General features: G+C 67.7%; 16 protein-coding genes. 10 read left to right on the top strand and 6 right to left on the bottom strand.

Annotation, left to right across the window (positions count from 1 at the left end; translation table 11 throughout):
• Positions 1-15: 15 nt before the first annotated feature.
• The 4 genes from cls to ASD82_RS12305 all read right to left on the bottom strand — a co-directional run bounded on the left by cls (position 16) and on the right by ASD82_RS12305 (position 4,206).
• Positions 16-1,410, bottom strand: a complete 1,395-nt coding sequence (gene cls / locus ASD82_RS12320; protein WP_056718121.1) for a cardiolipin synthase — start codon at positions 1,408-1,410, stop codon at positions 16-18.
• Between the two features lie 19 nt (positions 1,411-1,429).
• Positions 1,430-2,797, bottom strand: coding sequence for an FAD/NAD(P)-binding protein (locus tag ASD82_RS12315; RefSeq protein ID WP_056718120.1), 1,368 nt, complete (start codon positions 2,795-2,797; stop codon positions 1,430-1,432).
• A 25-nt stretch (positions 2,798-2,822) separates the two neighbouring features.
• Entirely contained in the window at positions 2,823-3,398 is a 576-nt protein-coding gene (locus ASD82_RS12310) for a cysteine dioxygenase (protein WP_056718119.1), read from the bottom strand.
• Positions 3,399-3,531: 133 nt separating this feature from the next.
• A complete protein-coding gene (locus ASD82_RS12305) occupies positions 3,532-4,206 on the bottom strand; it encodes an energy transducer TonB (protein ID WP_056718118.1) in 675 nt (224 codons plus the stop codon).
• A gap of 365 nt (positions 4,207-4,571) precedes the next feature.
• On the opposite strand from ASD82_RS12305, the gene ASD82_RS12300 reads away from it, so the two are divergent.
• Positions 4,572-4,955 carry a hypothetical protein gene (locus tag ASD82_RS12300; protein ID WP_235577827.1) on the top strand — a complete coding sequence of 128 codons (384 nt, stop codon included), beginning with the start codon at positions 4,572-4,574 and terminating at the stop codon, positions 4,953-4,955.
• An 89-nt stretch (positions 4,956-5,044) separates the two neighbouring features.
• On the top strand, positions 5,045-5,713 hold the full coding sequence (locus tag ASD82_RS12295) for a hemolysin III family protein (RefSeq protein WP_056718116.1): 669 nt from the start codon (positions 5,045-5,047) through the stop codon (positions 5,711-5,713).
• 22 nt (positions 5,714-5,735) lie between these two features.
• Here the strand turns inward: ASD82_RS12295 and ASD82_RS12290 are convergent, their stop codons facing one another.
• On the bottom strand, positions 5,736-6,221 hold the full coding sequence (locus ASD82_RS12290) for a DUF456 domain-containing protein (RefSeq protein ID WP_056718115.1): 486 nt from the start codon (positions 6,219-6,221) through the stop codon (positions 5,736-5,738).
• Positions 6,222-6,350: 129 nt separating this feature from the next.
• Positions 6,351-7,127, bottom strand: a complete 777-nt coding sequence (locus ASD82_RS12285; RefSeq protein ID WP_056718114.1) for a ferredoxin--NADP reductase — start codon at positions 7,125-7,127, stop codon at positions 6,351-6,353.
• 238 nt (positions 7,128-7,365) lie between these two features.
• On the opposite strand from ASD82_RS12285, the gene ASD82_RS12280 reads away from it, so the two are divergent.
• The 8 genes from ASD82_RS12280 to ASD82_RS12245 all read left to right on the top strand — a co-directional run bounded on the left by ASD82_RS12280 (position 7,366) and on the right by ASD82_RS12245 (position 16,454).
• Positions 7,366-7,998, top strand: coding sequence for a TMEM175 family protein (locus tag ASD82_RS12280; protein ID WP_056718113.1), 633 nt, complete (start codon positions 7,366-7,368; stop codon positions 7,996-7,998).
• A 271-nt stretch (positions 7,999-8,269) separates the two neighbouring features.
• A complete protein-coding gene (locus ASD82_RS12275) occupies positions 8,270-9,247 on the top strand; it encodes a sigma-54 dependent transcriptional regulator (protein ID WP_235580702.1) in 978 nt (325 codons plus the stop codon).
• Between the two features lie 246 nt (positions 9,248-9,493).
• Positions 9,494-10,828, top strand: coding sequence for a hypothetical protein (locus ASD82_RS12270; protein WP_056718111.1), 1,335 nt, complete (start codon positions 9,494-9,496; stop codon positions 10,826-10,828).
• Positions 10,829-11,006: 178 nt separating this feature from the next.
• On the top strand, positions 11,007-13,199 hold the full coding sequence (locus ASD82_RS12265; RefSeq protein WP_056718110.1) for a hypothetical protein: 2,193 nt from the start codon (positions 11,007-11,009) through the stop codon (positions 13,197-13,199).
• Between the two features lie 197 nt (positions 13,200-13,396).
• Positions 13,397-14,755: a C2 family cysteine protease gene (locus ASD82_RS12260; RefSeq protein ID WP_056718109.1), complete on the top strand. Its 1,359-nt coding sequence runs from the start codon at positions 13,397-13,399 to the stop codon at positions 14,753-14,755.
• A gap of 6 nt (positions 14,756-14,761) precedes the next feature.
• On the top strand, positions 14,762-15,010 hold the full coding sequence (locus tag ASD82_RS12255) for a hypothetical protein (protein WP_056718108.1): 249 nt from the start codon (positions 14,762-14,764) through the stop codon (positions 15,008-15,010).
• 63 nt (positions 15,011-15,073) lie between these two features.
• Entirely contained in the window at positions 15,074-16,054 is a 981-nt protein-coding gene (gene dusA, locus ASD82_RS12250; RefSeq protein ID WP_056718107.1) for a tRNA dihydrouridine(20/20a) synthase DusA, read from the top strand.
• An 82-nt stretch (positions 16,055-16,136) separates the two neighbouring features.
• Entirely contained in the window at positions 16,137-16,454 is a 318-nt protein-coding gene (locus tag ASD82_RS12245) for a hypothetical protein (RefSeq protein WP_056718106.1), read from the top strand.

Below are 16,454 nucleotides of genomic sequence, written 5' to 3'. Positions count from 1 at the left end.
TGCTTCTCCGTGATGTCAAAGCAGCGGATCGAACAGGCGCGCCACATGCATGGCGACCCGGCGCAGGTACGGTGCATCGCGATACTCGTGTTCGTCGATGGCCTGGGCGCGCCTGAAGTCGTCGAGCAGCATGACCGCCACGTCCGCAGCGAAACCGTGGTCGACCACCATCGCGCCGACCTCGAAGTTCAGCCGGAACGAGCGGCTGTCCAGGTTCATGCTGCCGATCGCCGCGGCCTCGCGATCGATCAGCAGCGCCTTCTGGTGCAGGAAGCCCGGCTGGTAGCGGAACACCTTGATGCCGGCGCGCACCGCCTGGTACGCGTGCAGGGTCGAGGCCAGGAAGACGGTGTGGTGGTCCGGGCGCGACGGAATCAGGATGCGCACGTCCACGCCGCGCAGCACGGCCAGCTGCAGCGCCGCACGCACCGCGTGGTCGGGGATGAAATAGGGCGTGCTGAGCCACACGCGCTGGCGCGCCGCGTTGATCGCGGCAGTGAAGAACAGCGAACCGGTTTCCTGCGGATCGGCCGGGCCACTGGCCACGATCAGCGCGCTGGCGTGCCCGTCTCCAGTCGGCACCGGCAGCAGCGGTGGCGTGCTGCCGGTGATCCAGTGCCAGTCGTCGGCAAACAGCTGCTGCAGGTCGGCCACCACCGGTCCGCGCAGTTCCAGCATGGTGTCACGCCACGGCGCCAGCGGCGGCTTCAGGCCAAGGTATTCGTCACCCACGTTGAGTCCGCCGACATAGCCGCGCGCGCCATCGACCACCACGATCTTGCGATGGTTGCGGAAGTTGAGCTGCAGCCGGTTGCGCCAGCGATGCGTGGCGAAGCGGTGGATCTGCACGCCACCGGCACGCAGGGTCTCGACATAGCTGCGTGGCAGCGCATGGCTGCCGATGCCGTCGAACAGCACGCAGACGCGCACCCCGGCGGCGGCTTGCTGCAGCAGGACCTGCTGCAAGCGCCGACCCAGCGCATCGTCATGGATGATGAAGAACTGCAGCAGCAGGCAGTGCCGTGCCTCGGCCATCGCCGCCAGCATGGTGTCGAAGGCGGCGTCGCCATCGATCAGCAGGCGCAGCCGGTTGTCGCTGCGGAATGGCCGGCCCTGCAGGGTGCTGATCGCGGCGTAGCTAGGGCAGGCCGGATCGGTGGCCGGTTCGTCGTCCGCCCCGGTCGTTGCCGGATGTCCCCTTGGCGCCTGATGACCCACGCGGTAACCGAGGAAGCGGCTGGAGCCGAGATAGAGATAAGGCAGCAGGGTGACGTAGGGCAGCAACAACAGGCCGAACGCCCAGCCGATCGCGCCTTGCGGGGTGCGCGTGTGCATCACCGCATGCATCGCGGCGAGCAGGCCCAGCGCGTGCAGCAGGAGGATGCAGAAAGTGAGCGCGCCGGCCGTCATCAGGGGCGCGGCGCGTGGCTCAGCCGTCCAGCAACTGGTCGGCGAGGTGGCGTGCCTGCTGGCGGATTTCCGGCATCGCGGTGGACTCCCACAGGGTGCCGCGCAACAGGCTGCCGATGGCGAACAGGTGGGGCCAATGCCGGTCTCCGTGCTGCAGGCGGCCGTTGCGGTCGGCGATCACACCCAGGCCCAGCGGATCGGCCTCGATGTGTGCGTTGGTGAGCAACTGGCTGATCAGTCGATGGTCGCTGCGACGCAGGTCCGTGTCCAGCCCGACCGTCTGGATCACCAGGTCGGCATCCAGCGCCTCGACGACGCCGGCGTGGGCCATGGTCAATCGCAGCGAGGCGCCATCGACCTCCACCGCGTGCAACCGCCCGCATCGGCGCTGCAGCCGGCCGCTGCGCTCCAGGGCATCAACCGCGTCGTGGACTGCCGGCGCCATGCGATGACGCGCGCGCTCCCACGCCCAGCGCGCGTGTCGCATGAAACGCGAACGCTGCTCCAGCGGAAGTTCGGCCCACAGGCCGGACAGGTGCGGGCGCAGGCTGTCCACCACGGCCCGCCATTCGATGCCGGGCTGGCCGATGGCTTCGCGCAGCAGGCGTGTCCACTGGCGGATTTCGGGCGCGTCGCGCATCGCCTCGACCAGCCCGGCGCCATCGTCGACGGGCAATGCCGCATTGCGCAGGTGCACTTCGGGAAAGCGGCCATGACGGGACAGGCCGACGAACTCGGCCTGCGGCCAGCGCGCGGACAGTTCCAGCACGACATCGACGGCGGTCAGCCCCAGTCCCACCAGCACCACCTTGCGCGGCGGTGGCTGCGTCTGGTCGGCGCCGGCCAGCAGGCGCCACGGATCGACGATGTAGCGGCCGCTGGCCAGCGCCGCTGCGCCCACCACGCCCAGCGGCTGTGGCGGCAGCGCACCGAGCGCCAGCACGGCCGCGTCGACGCGATGGCTTTCCTCGCCATGGATCACGGTGACGCCGTCGGTTTCAGGCACCAGCGCGTCCACCGCGAAGGGAATCAGGTTGACGTGGTGGCCGCGCGCCTGGCCCTGCTTCAGCGCCCGCGCCACCTCGGCCTCGAGGTAGTCGCCGTACAGCCGGCGCGGCAGGAAGTCGGTGCCGTTGACGGACGGATCGCCGTGTTGCACGAAGTCGAGGAAGCCGCGTGGCTTGCCGGCGAACATGCTCATCGATGCCGCCCGCACGTTCAGCAGGTGGTGCTCGGAGGTGGTGGCATAGGCCACGCCGCGCGCGGGGCGGCCACCACCGGTGAACCAGTCCAGTTGCAACGGTGGCGTGGCGTCGCGTTCCAGCAGTTCGCTGAGCAAACTGGCGGCCGCGGCACCACCGCCGATGAGGGCAAGGCGTCGAAACATGGTGCTTCTTTCGTCGGGTTCCAGATCAGCCGTGCAGGCGGCTGGCGGTGATGTGGCGTGGGGCGACCTTCAGTTGCGCAGCGGCAGGCCCGGTCCGCCCGGGTGTGGCGTAGTCGGCCATTTCATCGCCGTAGACGTGCAGCGACAGGGCCGTCTCGTAGCGCGACAGGTTGCGGCAGCGACGCAGCTGGTGGGCCTCGCCGTCGAACCAGGCGCCGTCACCCGGGCCAAGCCATTGGCGATCCAGCACCGTCAGTTCGTTCGATGCGGCGTCGCGCCGGCAGGACTGCACTTCAAGCGCGCCGACCAGGGCCATCTCCAGGCCCCACGCGCCATGTTCGCGCAGCGGGGAAACGTGGTTCGCCGGCCAGGCGACGATCCACAGGCTCAGTGGCGGCTTGTTGCGCCGGCTCAGCAGGATCTGTTCGAAGCCGCGCTGCCGCCGGCGCAGCGAGGCCAGCCGGGTGGCCATGGACGAGGCGTCCTGGTGCACCACGCGGCCCAGTTCGCGGGCCATCGAGGCAAGGTCGGGGTGGGCGGAGCCGGCGTGTTCGAGCGCGATGCTGCGCAGGGTTTTCAGGATGTGTCGATGCGTGCCCATGCGTGGAACCTGGCAGGGTGAATGGCCGCAAGTGGATCATGCGCATCGTTAACAGGTTGTTGAACGGGACAGCCACGACAACGGCGCCCGGTGTGCCGCCGGAACGGCCCGGGCGCCGTGTCGTGGCGACCCCTCATTCGCGCAGATTGAACGTCACCGGCACCCGCGCCAGCGCGCGCACCGCCCGCCCGTCGACCATGGCGGGCTGGAAGCGCCAGCCGTCCAGCACCTGCTGGATGGCACTGCGATCCAGCAGCAGGTAACCGCTGCCGCGCTCCACCGTCACCTGGACGGGTTTGCCGGTTTCATCCACCAGCACGCGCAACAGCACGGTGCCGTGCATGCGTTGCTGCAGCGCGCGGGTGGGGAAGTGCAGCGGGGCCGAACGATAGGCCAGGCTGGCTTCGACCGGTGCGGCGTCCACCGCGGGTCCGGTGGTGGTGCCGGCCGGCAGCAGGGTGGGCGTGGTGACCGGCGCCACCGGGACGTTGCCCTCGGCGACGGGTGTCGCCACCGGCGGGCTGATCGGCGTCTGGTGGTGGACCACCGGTGGCGCGACGGGTGGATGCGGCAGCGGCAGCGGCAGCACCTCGATCGGTGGTGGCGGTATCACCGGCTCCGGTGGCGGGATGAAGCTGATCGTGGGTATCGGGTTGAGCCGCTGGATCGCGTGGAAGAACGCCGGGCCCGAAGGCCTCGTCGCGATCATGATCACCGCCAGGTTGAGTGCGATGGCGGCGCTGATGGCCGCGATGCGCGCGGGGTCGGGATGGGTACGGTGAGCAACAGCCAGGCTTGCGGGAGACATGGTCAACCTCCTGACATCGGTGGGGATGTTGCGGCGTCACGCTGCGTGAGCAGGGGGATCGTGCTGCCGCGACCCGAGCCTATGCCCCCAAACCGCACTTGCGCAACAGGACGTCTGGATGGCCAAATGCGGGTTTGTCGGGTGTCGCAGCCCGCCGCGGATTTTTTCTGCGCGTGCGCATCCGGCCATCAGTCTGCGTTGCCATGCAGGCATCGGTGCTCGCGATGCACGCATCGGTCATGCAGCAAGCGGGCCTGCAACAACCAGGTAGCGGCAATCGGGCAACGGCAAGCGGCCGGCGACGAGGGAATACGATGAACCTGATCAAATGGGCGGGCGTGGTCGTGCTGGCGTGCGGCGGGCTGATGCTGGGTACGCCGGCGCGGGCGGGCGATGTCTCCTGCAAGATGACCTTCCAGCTGTCCGGCTGGTCGGTGTTCTACAAGACCGCCAAGGGCACCGGCACGGTCCGTTGCAGCAACGGCCAGAGCCTCAACGTGAAGCTGCGGGCCAAGGGCGGTGGCCTGACGTTCGGCAAGACGAAGATCAGCAACGGCATCGGCAAGTTCAGCGGCGTGACCGGTGTTCGCGACGTGCTGGGCAGCTATGCCGATGCCGAGGCGCATGCGGGCGCGTCGAAATCCGCCGCCGCGCAGGTGCTGACCAAGGGCAGCGTCTCGCTGGCGCTCAGCGGCAAGGGCGAAGGCTGGAACCTGGGCGTGGCCTTCGGTGCCTTCATCATCGAATAGTGTGACGGCGCGACCATGCGCCACGGTATGCACGAGCCGGGCGCGCGGGTAAGGTAGAGCCGCGCGCCCCGCGTCCCCGGAGAAACCCCATGACCGCCTTGTCCGGCACCGCCATGCCGAGTTACAGCTTCGGCGACGAACTTGCCAGCAGCATCATCCACGGCCTGGGCATCGTGCTGAGCATCGCCGGGCTGGCAACCCTGGTGGCCTTCGCGGCGCTGCATGGCAATGCGCTGACGGTGGTGGCCTGCGCCGTGTTCGGCACCTCGCTGGTGCTGCTCTACACCGCCTCCACGCTGTATCACTCGATCCCGTCGGTCGCCGCCAAGCCGACCCTGCGTGCGCTCGATCACATCGCGATCTATGTGCTGATCGCCGGCACCTACACTCCGTTCACCCTGATCGCGCTGCCCGGCGTGTGGGGCTGGAGCCTGTTTGCCGCGGTGTGGACGCTGGCGCTGGCGGGCAGCGCGCTCGAGCTCGGCTTGCTCAAGCGCTACCACAAGCTGGCCGTGCTGCTTTACGTGGGCATGGGCTGGATCGGCATGGTCGCGTTCGAGCCGCTCAGCAAGCACCTGCAGGGCGGCGGCACCGCGCTGCTGCTGGCCGGCGGCCTGGCCTATACGCTGGGGGTGCCGTTCTACCTGTGGCGACGACTGCCGTATCACCACGCGCTGTGGCATGTGTTCGTGCTGGCCGGCAGCGTGCTGCACTTCCTCGCCGTGTTGCTGTACGTGATTCCCGACGCGCCCGTATGAGTCCGCCGCGTCGCCGAGCGGTTCAGCCGAACAGCATCGCCAGGCCGAACAGGCCCACCATCAGGAATGACAGCACCAGCTTGAACAAGGTGCCCAGCAACAATCCGAGCCACGTCGCCGCGCCCACGTGCGCCGAACGCAGCACGCTGGTGCCGGAGGCAAGCTCGCCGACCAGCGCGCCCGCGAACGGCCCGAGCAGCAGGCCCGGGATGCCGAAGAACATGCCGACGAAGGTGCCGATGGTGGCGCCCCACAGCGCGCGGTGGCTGGCGCCGACCCGCTTGGCGCCCAGCGTGCCGGCAACGAAGTCGACGATGATGCCGATCGTGCCCAGCGCCCCGATGATCAGCAGCCACCACAGGCCCAGGTGCCGGTAATCGTCCACGGCGGCGACCAGCCAGATCCCGCCGAAAACCATCGGGATGCCCGGCAGCGCCGGCAGCACCGACCCGGCGAGGCCGCCGACGATCAGCAGGGCGGCAAGGATGTAGAGGGCGATGTCGAGCATGGGTGGCCTTCCGCGGGCGCAGACCGCATTGGAGCAGAAGTGAGTGGAGAGGAGTGAGAAGTGAGAGAGAGCGGGTGCGCGGATGCTCTTCTCTAACTCCTCACTCCTCTCCACTAACTCCTCGCTCGGCTACTTCTCCACGAAGGCCCGCTCAATCACGTAGTCGCCCGGCGCGCGGGTGCGCGGCGAGGCCTGGAAGCCGCGGCCGTCGAGCAGGGCGCACAGGTCGTCCAGCATTGCCGGACTGCCGCACAGCATCACGCGATCGGTGGCCGGGTTCAGCGGCGGCAGGCCGACCGCCGCGCTCATCACGCCGTCGACGATCGCGTCGGTGATGCGGCCGCGGTGACGGAACGGCTCGCGGGTCACGGTGGGGTAGTAGATCAGCTTCTCGCGCACCAGCTCGCCCAGGTATTCGTGCTGCGGCAGCTCGTGTTCGAGATAGTGCGCGTAGGCGAGGTCCTCGATCCGGCGCACGCCGTGGGCCAGCACGATCCGGTCGAAGCGCTCGTAGGTATCCGGGTCGCGGATGATGCTCATGAACGGGGCCAGCCCGGTACCGGTGCCGAGCAGGTACAGGTTGCGCCCGGGCTTGAGGTCGGTCAGCACCAGGGTGCCGGTGGGCTTGCGCGTGACGATCAGCGGATCGCCGGGCTTCAGATGCTGCAGGCGCGAGGTGAGCGGGCCGTCGGCGACCTTGATCGAGAAGAACTCCAGGTGTTCCTCCCAGCTGGCGCTGGCGATCGAGTACGCGCGCATCAGCGGGCGGCCGTCCGTTTCCAGGCCGATCATCACGAACTGGCCGCTGTCGAAGCGGAAGCCGGGATCGCGCGTGGTGCGGAACGAGAACAGGCTGTCGTTCCAGTGCTGCACGTCGATCACGTGCTCGGTTGCCATTGCCACCATGTCGGTTGTCTCGCGTTGTCGCTGGTTCGGGGAGCCGCGCGCCGGGTCCTCCGGCGGGGCGGAGTGGGGACTCGCGGGGAGGGCGGCAGTATGGCCACGGTGCCTTGCGAGCGCCGGAATGAGCGCGGCGACGTAGCTGCCAAGGATACGCGATCCGCCGCCCGCCTGTCGCAGACCCGCGCCGCGATCTGCGGCATCATGCGGCATTCGGCCACAGGCGAACGAAGGGAGGGAGAAGATGGATCATCGCGTCACGCAGGCGGTTTCGGATCATCACGTCGGCCAGCGTCACCTGGATCGGCTGGTCATGCTTTCCGATGGCGTATTCGCCATCGCCATCACGCTGTCGGCGATCGAAATCAAGCCGGAGGCGGTGCCGGGGAAAACGCTGTGGGAGGTCTGGGCGACGCCCCTGCTGATCTATTTCCTGAGCTTTTTCCTGATCGGCACGGTGTGGGCCTTCCACCGGCGCATCGTGGCCCATCTGCGCGACATCGACCCGGTGGGCACGGCGATCAACCTGCTGCTGCTCAGCCTGGTGGCCCTGATGCCGGTGGTGATCCGCTTCGTGTTCGAGGGCTTTCAGCAGGGCCAGGGCCTGCTGGTTTACGGGGTAGCGCTGGGCGCTACCTACGCCTGCATGGCGGTGCTGTGGCTGCATGTCGCATTCTTCGCCCGGCTGGCGCCCGATCTGCCCCGGCAAAAGGCACGCCAGTGGCTGCTTGAACTGTTCGCGGGGGCGCTGATTTTCGGTGCGCTTGCCCTGCACGAGGCACATCTGCGCTGGGCGTCGGTGGTGGTGACCCTGCTGGCGCTGGCGCTGCTGTCGGCCAAGCGGCTGCGGGTCCTGCGTGGGCGCGATCGGAGCTGACGCCCGCCGCGCTGAACACCGGACGCGGCAAGGACGGCGGCGGTTCGCCGGCGGCCAGGCCGGAACAAGGCGATGTACTACAGCGTCCAGGGCGCAGGTACTACAGACAACGGCCTCCCGGGACGGCAGCGGCGACGGCCCGCTTGTCGCATCGTCGCCGCTGGTCGTGGGCCAGGGCCGGACCATGATGGATACCAGGGGGACTTCGCGGCATGCCGGGATGGCGTGCCAGGGTTCTCTTTGGTGAATGCGGGGGCGGGTGATGCCGGTGATGCTCGGCCAATCCAGGGCTATCCAGGCCGTGCGGGCGCAGCTGCAGCGCTACGCCGGCTGCGACGTGCAGGTGTTGATCGAGGGCGAGACCGGCACCGGCAAGGAGCTGGCGGCCCGCGAAATCCACTATGCCAGCGCCCGCCGCGACCATCCCTTCGTGCCGGTCAACTGCGGCGCAATCCCCGACAGCCTGATCGAGAACGAACTGTTCGGACATGGTCGCGGCGCTTTCACCGACGCCAAGCAGGCCCAGCCCGGGCTGGTCGATCACGCGCGTGGCGGCACCCTGTTCCTGGACGAGGTCGACGCGCTGTCGGACAAGGGCCAGGTGACCCTGCTGCGCTTCCTGCAGGACAACGAATACCGGCCGGTCGGCGGTGGCGCGGCGCGCGTCTCCGATGCCCGCATCATCGCCGCCACCAACGCCAGCCTGGAACGACAGGTGGCAGCCGGACGCTTCCGCCGCGACCTGCATTACCGGCTGAATGCGCTGTACCTGCGGCTGCCTCCCCTGCGCGAGCGTGGCGACGATGTGGCCATGCTGGCCCGGCATTTCCTGGACGACGTGGCGCGGCGGCTGCAGGGCCCGGCCAGGTGCTGGGGCGACGACGCCATCGAGGCGATGATGGCGCACGCGTGGCCGGGCAATGTGCGCGAACTGGACCACATGGCGCTGCGCGCCTACATGGGCAGCGAAGAGGCGGTCATCGGACTGGCCCAGTTGCGCGCGGTCGAACCGGCATTCGCGGGTATCGCGGCGGCCCCGCGCCGGCGTGCGCATGAACCGGACCTGGCATTCGCCGCGGCCAAGCTGCATGCCATCCGCCAGTTCGAACTGGACTACCTCACCCGGCTGATGCAGCAGGCCTGCGGCAACATCAGCGCCGCCGCCCGCCTGTCCGGCACCGAGCGCCGCCAGCTCGGCAAGCTGCTGCTCAAGAACGGCATCGAGACCAGGCAGTTTCGCCCCGACTGAGCGGCACGCATGTCGCGCGCCGTCGCGTTCCTGCGTGGGTCAAGTTTTCCCCGGGTGCGTTGTCGAAACGGGTTTGTCCTGACCCGGTCGTTCCGGCACCACGGTTCCGATCCGTTGCGGCAGCCCGTTTGGCGACCTCCTGCCATTGGCATGTTCGTTGCGTAGGTTCCCCTCGAGCACGGAACCGGCGGCGAAACAGCCTGCGTTCCGACGCGAACCTGTCATCCGGAACGAAAGGAGATCGTCATGGCCACCCCCGCCACCCCGTTGAACAAGTACAAGGACATTCCCTGCTGCCCGAACCTCGACACCCAGCCGGTGTGCGACGTGATGGACATGCGTCGCCGCCTGCTGTTTCCCACCACGATACGCACGCGCAGCGGCCAGCAGGTCAATGTCGAAGTCATCCTGCATACGCGCTTCAAGCGCTGTTCCGGGCCCATGGCCCTGGGCGATGTCGTCTACACCACCACCTTGCTCCCGGGCGAGAAGGTAAGGCTGGCCACCACCGACCGGCGCAGTCGCTTCAGCTTCGACAGCGAGTCGAATCTCAGCTACCGCAGCGAGCAGATGTCGGAGGAGCAATACCGCATGTCTTCGCTGCGCTCGTTCATGTCGGACCAGAACAGCCAGGACAATGGCTCGACGCGCAACACCGACCAGGGCTCGTGGGATTTCCACGGCGACGCCAGCGGCTCGATCGGCTTCATGTCCGCCAGCGCCGATGCCAACGCCCACGGCAGCCACAACGCCGAATCGACCTTCGAATATCTCCAGCAGCATTCGGCGCAGGCCCGCATGGCCGACAACCTGTCGGTGGAATCCACGCGCAAGGCGCACTCGATGTCCGTGGGCGAGGTGTCCACGCGCGCCCATCAGCAGGGCGAGACGGAAGACCAGTACGAGGCCTCGTCGCGCGAGTTCGCCAATCCCAATGCCTGCCACGCGCTGACCTTCCTGTTCTACCGCATCAACAAGATCGAGACGCTGTCGTTCGAGCTGGTGGCGATCGAACGTCGGGTGCTTGATCCGGTGGCGCCGGCGCCGTTGCTGGCCAACCCCATCTGCGCCAAGGGTGCGGTGGCGGTGATGCCGCAGGAAGTGCCGGCGATGAATGCCAAGCGACTCGATATCGAGAGCCGCGGGCTGCAAAGCGAGGCGTTGCAGGCGCAGGCCGGCGCTGCCCCGGCCACATTGCAGTCGCGCTTCAACCTGGCGGCACTTTCGGTGCCGGTGAATGTGCAGACCCCCTTGCCGGACGATGTGCGCAAGGCCGCGCTGGCCGAGGTGGACAAGCAACTGGTCGAACGCAAGCTGCTCGATCCCAAGACCGGCGGGTTTGCCGCCGATGCGCGCACGCAGTTCGAGTACACGCGTGACACCTCGTTGCCGACCGCCGGCGTCATCGTCAAGGGCTGTTTCGACGACTGCAACATCTGCGAGCCCGAGCTGCAGAAGAAGACCCAGCTCGAAATCGTCCGGCTCGACCTGCAGAACCAATTGCTCAAGCGGCAGATCGAGTTGCTGGACAAGGCGCAGGAATACCGCTGCTGTCCGGTTGCCGAAAGCGGCACCACGTAATCACGAACGGTTCTTCGGGCCAGCTTCGAACGCCCTCTGTCGCAACGGACAACCACCCCAGTCGCAACAGGCACCCCGCCGGCATCCGCTTGCATGGCAGCCGGGCGTGCGTGCCGGAGCGGTGGTTCGTCGCGGATATCAACCATCAAGCCGCACCCCTCAATTCAGGAGTCTTGCCATGAAATCCGAAAAGTCCGCCCGCCTGCAGATCAAGGTCGAATTCAGCGACCAGGGCGAAGTGCCGGCACTGCAGGCCTATGCCTTCAATCGCCAGGGAGCCGCGCTGGGCCAGGCGCCGTTGAAAGACGGCGCTGCCGTGATCGAGCTGCCCGCCGAAATGGACGGCCAGATGGTCGAGCTGATCCTCGGTCCACCCACGGAGAAAGGCCAGCCGGTGCCGACCGCGGCAGCCTTGAAGCGGATGGGCGGCTACGCAAAATCCACCCGCCTGCTGCTGGACAAGCCGGTGCTTCAGCTGAAGCTGCCGACCTACATCTTTCCGCACTGGTGCCTGTGCTACGTGCGGGGCCGGCTGGTCAAGCGCTTCAACCTCCCCGATGGCAGCGCCAGGGAATTGCCGGTCTGTCATGCCCGCGTGCATGTCTGCGAGGTCGATCGCATCCGGTTGGTGATCGAGAAGCTGCCCGACCCGGAGATCCTGCGCCTGCGCGACGACCTGCTGCACAAGCTGCAGTTGCGGCCGCTGCCGTTTCCGCCGATCCCCGATCCCGGCCCGCTGGCCGGGCCGATCATGACGCGCAGTGCCGCACGTCCCGCCGCCGCGGAATCGCCGCTGCCGCAGGCGCCGGCTTCGACCGACGCGGAGACCCTGGCCCTGCACGCGGCGGCACTAACCGCAGCACAGTCGGCCGGGCAGGCCCGCCGTCAGCTGCTCGGGCTGGCCAGCATCATCGCCATCCACCTGTGCGATCTCACCTATCTGTGGGGCTACTTCCGGGTCGATGCGCTGACCACGATCGATGCCGACAGCGACGGGCGCTTTGCGGCGCTGATTTTCCACGACTGTGCCGACCAGCCCGACCTGTACTTCTGGGTCGAGCAGTTCCAGGGCGGTGTCTGGACCACGGTGTACCGCCCCTCGATCGGTTGCGGCACGCACTGGAATTATCCCTGCGGCTCGGAAGTCGTGATCAACCTGCCGGGCGCCGTGGCCTGCGAGGAACCGCCGTACGACGTTCCGCCCGGGGTCACCCTGTTCATGCTGCCGTACGCTATCGCCAACGCGCCGATCTGGGGCATTCCGCCCGGCGCGCCGGCGGCGCCGGCCGGATGGGTGCGGCCCGACGGCATGCTCGACTACCAGACCGGGACCTCGCTGGGCTGGCTCTACAACGCTCCGTTCGGCGGCACGCTGAACTTCATCCACGACGACTCGTACTTCATTCCGTCCAGCGGGATCAAATACTACCGCTATGCCTACCGCCGCCTGAGCGGCACGCCGAACACTGGTGCTGCCGATCCGAGCTGGACGCCGATCAGCGCGTCGCTGGCACGTGGCTACCGGATGGAGTATTCGGACCGACTGCCGACCTACCAAAGTTATTCCGTTGGCCCGTTCACGCCTGGCCCGCACAGCAGCCTGTTCAAGTTCAAACCGCAAACCCCGCCAACGCTCGATACCGATCCGACTACTGTCGTCACGCGCGAATGGATCAGCGGCAATCTGAGCGAAGTGGCGGCGAGCTGGAACACCCTGCTTGCCGCGCCTCCGCTGTCGACTGGCAACGTCATCGACGATGCCGGTGTCTTCGAGGTCAAGATCGAGGTGTTCGATTCCGACGGCAATCAGGTCATGCCGGGGGCGGGCAGCTTCCGTTTCCTGGCGCGCAATGCCGATGGCAGCACCACTCGTCTGTCCACCGCTGCCGAGGAAGCGGGCGGTGCTTACGTGCTGCGCGTACATGTGGACAACAATTATGTGAGCGCCACTCTGCCGCAGCCCAGCATCGGCGGCGTGGCGGCCAGCGACGACTGCGGGTTCCTGCGCTATCACGCGGGCGATCTGGTGCATGTGCAGTACCAGGCAGCCCATCCCAACCAGCATGCCGTGTTTGCTTTTGGCATCAAGCGCGGATCGAACACTCTGGCGTCGGCCACCACACTGGCACCTTATGTCGAAGTGGCGGCGGTCAGCGCGCCGACCACCACCACGCCTTACATCAAGGTGGCCGGGTCCTACCAGCGTGATTTCAGTCCGGCGGAGCTGGCGGGTACCTGCGTGAACGCGGCCTTCGCCGCGAGTCTTGGTGTGTACCGCAAGGTGACCGACGGGTACCAGCGACTGGGGCCCGATGCCCCCGCATTGATCGCTTTTGCACTCGCCGAGCGGGGCGTTGTCGCGCACCCGTAAATCCAGCGGACGGGTTCTCGGCAAGTTTGCTTGCCACCCGGATGCAGCAAGCGAATGAATCGCGACGCGGATGCGTCGACAACCACTGAAAGGAGAGGGACATGGCCACGTCAAGAACTTCCACAGCGAAAACATCGAGCCCGAAATCGTCGGCGCCGAAACCGTCGGCCGCGAAAGACGTCGCATCACGGGCAACCGTGTCGACGGGAGCGCAGGGCCAGAACTGCGCGGTGATCAATCCGTATGCGCTGGCCGACCTGGTTTCCGGCCAGCCGATTCCATGGAATGCCATACCCGACCCCGCCAGCGTGCTGGAGCAGGTGCTGGCCACGCCGTACGAGGAGCTGTTCGATCCCAAGTACGGCGGTCCGCTCTACGTGGGCCTGGCCCTGGACAAGCAGCTCAACCTGGTGCGCGAGCGCTCGCCGCTGCTGGATGTGCAGCTGCCCCGGGACGGCAACGACGCCGAGGCGGGCGGGCTGGCCAGCCTCGACCAGTACACGACGCTGGCCGAGATGGCGCGGGTGCCCGAGCTCAAGTCCATCCTCGACTGGCCGATCCTGTGCGGCGACCTGTCACGCTATTCGCGCCTGCGCGTTTCGCTGAGCCTGCCGCCGGCCGTGCGCGCGCTGGTGTTGGGTCGCTCCCTGTCGGCGGACATCGTCCGTTCGATCACCTTCGATCCGAAGATCGTGCTCAACGCGATCCAGGGCTGGACGCCACCGGGTGCACACTGGGCCACCTCGGGCGAGTTCTTCCACGAGACCGCCGAGTTCTTCGACCCGGTCCAGGGCGCTGTGGCCAACTGCTATTACATCGCGGCGCTCTCGGCGATCGCCTGGGCAACGCCGTTCCGGATTGCGCACCTGACCCGGGCAACCGGAACCAGCCAGACCCAGTTCAATGACCAGATCAACTTCTGCAAGCCCGACTCGGGCGGTGCGCTGGACAAGTCGATCGAGGTCACCGAGGCGGTGCCGCTGACCGCGTCCGGCTACCCGATCTACTGCCGCTCCAGGGAAGCGGGCGAGTCATGGCCGGCCGTCTACGAGAAGGCCTACGCCAAGCTGAAGACGGGGACCTCCAGCGACATGCCCGACATCACGCAGACCGCCTGGGGCGACTGCGTGTGGGCCACGGCCCAGCTCAACGGCGGCGCGCGCCACTACTACGACACGGCCAGCCGCAGCGCCGACGACCTGTGGCACCTGCTGCGCTCCAACTGCCTGTCGTACCGCACCTTCAATCCGATGACGGCGTGGACCTACTCGACCGGCGATGCCGCGCCCGACCACGTGGATTATTCCAGCGCGCACATCGTCGGCTCGCACTGCTACACGGTGCTGGGCTGGGCCTATCGCGACTGCCGGCGCTGGATCGTGCTGCGCAATCCCTGGGGCAGCACCGAGGCGACCAGCAGCGTGCTGGACGCCACGATTTCCATGTACGACGTGAGCTGGTGGCGACCGATCACGCTGAAGGACAACGACGGCGTGTTCGCGATGGAGATCGGGGCGTTCAAGAGATACTTCGCCGGTTTTGGCACGGCACATTGAACGGCCATGCAGGACGATGCCGAGGTGAGGCGCGAGGTACTCGCCTACCTGCGTTCACACCCGCAGGCGGCGGATACCTTGTGCGGCATCGTCAGCTGGTGGCTGCCGCGGCAACGGCTGGAGACCGGCCGCCGGCGCATCGAGCAGGTGCTCGATGAGCTGGTGAGCGCGGGACTGCTGCGCCGCGATCCGTTGCCTGACGGCGAGGCGCTGTACGGCCTGGAACGACGGGCCGGCACTTCGCCCCTGCGCTGACGCCAGGCCGGCGACGTACCGCGGCGCGCCGGGCTGGCCGTCGCCAGCACGTACACTAGGCGCATGAATGACCCTGCTTTTGCCTTGCCATGGCGCCTCAGCGTGGCGCCGATGATGGACTGGACCGATCGGCACTGCCGCTATTTCCACCGGCTGCTGTCGCCGCGTTCGCGGCTGTATACCGAAATGGTGACCAGCGCGGCGCTGGTCCGTGGCCGCCAGTTGCGCCTGCTGGAGCACAGCCAGCAGGAGCACCCGGTGGCCCTGCAGCTGGGTGGCGGCGATCCGCGGGAGCTGGCGCAGGCCGCCCGCTTCGGCGCCGAGGCGGGTTATGACGAGATCAACCTCAACGTCGGCTGCCCGTCGGACCGGGTGCAGTCCGGCCGCTTCGGCGCCTGCCTGATGTACGAGCCGGCGCTGGTCGCCGATTGCGTCAGGGCGATGCGCGATGCGGTCGGCATTCCGGTCACGGTGAAGTGCCGCATCGGGGTGGACGACCAGGACGACTACGCCGGCCTGCAGCACTTTACCGAACAGATGCTGGGCGCCGGTGTCGAGGTGCTGGTGGTGCATGCGCGCAAGGCCTGGCTGAAAGGCCTGTCACCGAAGGAAAACCGCGAGGTACCGCCGCTGGACTACGAGCGGGTGTACCGGCTCAAGCGCGAGTTCCCCCAACTGGTGGTGGTGATCAACGGCGGCATCACCAGCGTGGCGCAGGTGCGCGGGCACCTGGCGCAGCTGGACGGGGTGATGCTGGGTCGGGCCGCCTACCACGATCCCTACCTGCTGGCGCAGATCGAGCACGAGCTGCATGGCGAACCGCTGCCCAGCCGCGAGAGCGTGCTGGAGCACCTGCGTCCCTACGTCGAGGCCGAGCTGGCCCGGGGTACCGCGTTGAAGCACATCAGCCGGCACCTGCTTGGCCTGTACCAGGGCGAGCCGGGCGCCCGCGCGTTCCGCCGCACGATCAGCGAAGGCGCCCACCTGCCCGGCGCGGGCTGGGAACTGCTGGAGCGGGCTGCGCTGCCGTGTGCGGCGGCGTGACAGGCGTCGTCCATCCGGTCAGTATTCAGCCCTGATTGCCTAGTCTGGGCGTCCAGGCAGCAACCAGACGGGAACTTCGCGCATGACGGGGCACAAAAACTTCATCACCGCTCTGCTGATATCGCTGTGCGTGGGTGCGGCCGGTGTGGTCGCGGCCCAGTCGGCGGCGGTGACGCTGGATCAGGCGGTGGTCAAGGTGCAACAGGATACGGGTGGCAAGATCCTGTCGGCCGAGCAGCGCGGGGTCGGGCGTCGGCAGGAGTACCGGATCAAGGTGCTCACGCCGCAGGGACACGTCAAGGTGGTGGTGGTCTCGTCCGAATCGGGCAAGAATCCCCCATCGGCCCAGTCAATCAAGAATCCGCCCGCCAAGAACGCGGGTCGCAAGGAGAAACGCTGA

The organism is Rhodanobacter sp. Root179 (genome assembly GCF_001428465.1).
Classification (GTDB): Bacteria; Pseudomonadota; Gammaproteobacteria; order Xanthomonadales; family Rhodanobacteraceae; genus Rhodanobacter.
Note: the sequence above shows the minus strand (reverse complement) of the source record. Positions and strands in the feature narration are given on the sequence as shown.